Raw genomic sequence first — 2,934 nt, 5'->3', positions numbered from 1 at the left:
ATCGTGGGGCTGCTGGCAATGGCGGCCCTTTTTGTTTGGGTGGGTAAATTCAGAGGTGGGTGATGGATAAAACATGCTTCCTGCTGCGTGATGAACGAATACGAAAAAACCTGAAAGCGTTTATTGAACTGTTCAAAAATGAACCTGACAAGGAGTAATTATTGGCGCTATCGAAAGATGGCATCCGTCTTCACAAGAGCAACTTTCAGGCCATAGGCCAACAGCTACAACCCCTTCTCGAATCCGGCGAATGTTACCGCCTCATAATCAAGCCGTGGCGTGACAAGCGTAGCCTTTCCCAGAACAGCCTATCCCACATGTGGTACGCAGAAATCAGCGCCTATCTCATTAAGAGCGGCAAGCCTTTTGCGTCTCCAGAATGGGTTAAGGACGCTATGAAACACACGTATCTGGGTTATGCAGATAGAGAAATGGTTGATGTGGTGACGGGTGCAAAAACAACGGTAAGCAGTCTACGGCACACGGCAGACCTCAATACGGGCGACATGCATTTCTATCTCACGCAGGTAGAGGGGTGGGCGAGTGAAATCGGGTGCAACCTGACGATACCTAACGACAGCGAATATCAAAAACTCAAACAGGTGCAGAACGAATGAGCACACGAGGGAGAGTCGGATGAAGAAAATACCTTTCAAGTACGATGGGTTAACCAGTGAAGAGGCGGAGCTCCTCGTCAGGCACTACAAAGACAACGGCTATCGCGCTGTCAGGTCACTTAGCAGCGACCCTAAATACTGGGATGTCGTTGTCACCCTTCCCGAACAGCACTACCTCAAACCAACACCACGTTCAATGGTTAACAAAATTTGGGGGTAGATATGGCACTCAAATCACACACCAGACCAGAGCACAAGGACACATGGCGAACCCCGCCCGAGGTCTTCCAGGCGCTGGATGCGGAGTTCGACTTCTACCTCGATGCCGCCGCTGACCACGACAATGCCCTATGCCGTCTGTATCTGACGCCAGAGGATAATGCCCTTGCCTGTGACTGGAGCAGCAAGGGAGCCATATTCTGCAATCCCCCGTACAGCAATATCCGCCCCTGGGTTGATAAAGCTGCTGAGCAGAGCCGCAAGCAGAATAAAACGGTGGTTATGCTGCTGCCTGCTGATACCTCGACGGGATGGTTCGCACAGGCACAGAAAACGGTTGATGAGGTGCGCTTCATCACAGAAGGGCGATTGTCGTTTATCAGCGCTGAAACGGGCAAAAAAGGCACGGCGGGTAACAGCAAGGGCAGCGTGTTGCTCATCTGGCGACCGTGGCGCATAACCCCTAAAGGGATGACCACGGTAAGTAAACACGCGCTGATTAACCGGATGTGGAGGTAGCTATGGCGAATCTTAGAAAAGAGGCCAGAGGCCGAGAGTGTCAGGTTAGGCTCTCGGGTATCTGTAACGGTAACGCGGAAACTATAGTGCTGGCCCATTACCGAATGTCGGGCATTTGCGGCACCGGCATGAAGCCTGATGACCTTTTCGGCGCATGGGCCTGTTCTGCCTGTCACGACGAAATAGACCGCCGCACGCGTATCACCGATGCCGACTATGCCCGACTGCATCATCTGGAAGGCGTCATTCGCACACAGGCGATTTTACTGGCGCAGGGGAAGATTAAGCGATGACCGAATATCACCTGAAACTGCCGTGGCCACCAAGCCTGAACACCTACTGGCGACACGCACGACATCGGCACTATATCAGCGAGAAAGGCAAGGCATACCGGCAAAACATCATCCAGATAATTCAACAGCAACACCTCGATATCAACACGCCTGCAAGACTGGAAATTTCCATTATCGCCCACGCTCCAGACAAACGACGCCGTGACCTCGACAACCTGCAAAAGGCGGTTTTCGATGCGCTCACGCATGCGGGCTTCATGCTGGACGACGAACAGATAGACGATTTCAGAGTGAGGCGCGGGCAGCAAGAACGCGGGGGCAGTCTGGATATTGTCATCACTGAGTTGGAGGACGCCTGATGTTTACCGATATCAACGCAGCGATAGAAGAGGCTCGCTTTATGCGAAAGAAATATCACCGGGATTACGGCGTATTTCAATGTACAAACGTGCTGAAAGTTAAGCCAGCGTATAGCGGAATAATGGCGATGTTCACTACCCGGCAGGATGGCAAGGGGACGGTAAATACTGAGGGGGATGCATGAAACGCCTTACCTACATTTTCTCACTCTTCACCCCCATCAACCCAACTATCCAGCCAACGCATTATCAGGGCTGGGATGTCAGTCATCGGAGGAAGAAATGCCAATAGCTGAACTTAAGCTCACGGATGACCAGCATCGATGGATTGAAGGGTGGTTGGAATTATGGGGCGCGTGGGTTTATTCAGGGAGACTAGAGAAGCGGCAAAGCAGCGTAATTGCGCAGTTCATGGAGAGAGTAGAGCCAGGCAGGGTGATGAGTAGGCCCATATGCAACGATGATGACGGGATGTTGATTTCTCAGGTCGTAGATTCCGTCATGCGCATTGACACAAGGGCGCTCGGTATTCTTCTCAGCTACTACGCTCACGGATCATCTAAGCGAGCAATTGCATCGTACTATCACAAAGCCGCAAGGCCACGCAAAATCGACAGGGGGAGATTGGGTGAGGGGTGGCGTAAGCCGTCAGAGGAAGCGCTGAGGAAAGAGATTTCACAGATACTGGAGGCTACGCTGTATATTCTCTACACTCCGCTGCGAAATGCGTTTAAAAGTCGTAAACGTGTGGCGAAAATTAAACATGTTGCATGAAAGGACTTGACATCTTTTACCCATTTACTGTATTAGTCGCGACTTGATCTGACACTGGACCTTGCAAGGTTGAGAGTTACCGGTTTTGATATGGGTGTCCAATCCTTATACAAAACACGAGGTAACTCTCATGATTCATACTAACAATCCCAT

General features: G+C 51.2%; 6 protein-coding genes. All 6 read left to right on the top strand.

Annotated features, from left to right (window positions below; all coding sequences use genetic code 11):
* Positions 1-161: 161 nt before the first annotated feature.
* The 6 genes from ACTBDZ_RS16665 to ACTBDZ_RS16640 all read left to right on the top strand — a co-directional run bounded on the left by ACTBDZ_RS16665 (position 162) and on the right by ACTBDZ_RS16640 (position 2,781).
* Positions 162-617, top strand: coding sequence for a YbcN family protein (locus ACTBDZ_RS16665; RefSeq protein WP_438816127.1), 456 nt, complete (start codon positions 162-164; stop codon positions 615-617).
* Between the two features lie 222 nt (positions 618-839).
* Positions 840-1,355: a phage N-6-adenine-methyltransferase gene (locus ACTBDZ_RS16660; RefSeq protein ID WP_438816126.1), complete on the top strand. Its 516-nt coding sequence runs from the start codon at positions 840-842 to the stop codon at positions 1,353-1,355.
* 2 nt (positions 1,356-1,357) lie between these two features.
* Entirely contained in the window at positions 1,358-1,648 is a 291-nt protein-coding gene (locus ACTBDZ_RS16655) for a DUF1364 domain-containing protein (protein WP_438816125.1), read from the top strand.
* Complete coding sequence (locus tag ACTBDZ_RS16650) at positions 1,645-2,007, top strand: RusA family crossover junction endodeoxyribonuclease (RefSeq protein ID WP_438816124.1); 363 nt, start codon at positions 1,645-1,647, stop codon at positions 2,005-2,007. The genes ACTBDZ_RS16655 and ACTBDZ_RS16650 overlap by 4 nt, the downstream gene beginning before the upstream one ends.
* Entirely contained in the window at positions 2,007-2,192 is a 186-nt protein-coding gene (locus tag ACTBDZ_RS16645) for a hypothetical protein (protein ID WP_438816123.1), read from the top strand. The genes ACTBDZ_RS16650 and ACTBDZ_RS16645 overlap by 1 nt, the downstream gene beginning before the upstream one ends.
* A gap of 97 nt (positions 2,193-2,289) precedes the next feature.
* Positions 2,290-2,781 carry an antiterminator Q family protein gene (locus tag ACTBDZ_RS16640; RefSeq protein WP_438816122.1) on the top strand — a complete coding sequence of 164 codons (492 nt, stop codon included), beginning with the start codon at positions 2,290-2,292 and terminating at the stop codon, positions 2,779-2,781.
* Positions 2,782-2,934: the final 153 nt, after the last annotated feature.

Origin of the sequence: Symbiopectobacterium sp., from assembly GCF_051710365.1 — a bacterium.
Classification (GTDB): domain Bacteria; phylum Pseudomonadota; class Gammaproteobacteria; order Enterobacterales; family Enterobacteriaceae; genus Symbiopectobacterium.
This window is presented reverse-complemented; position numbering and strand designations above follow the sequence as displayed.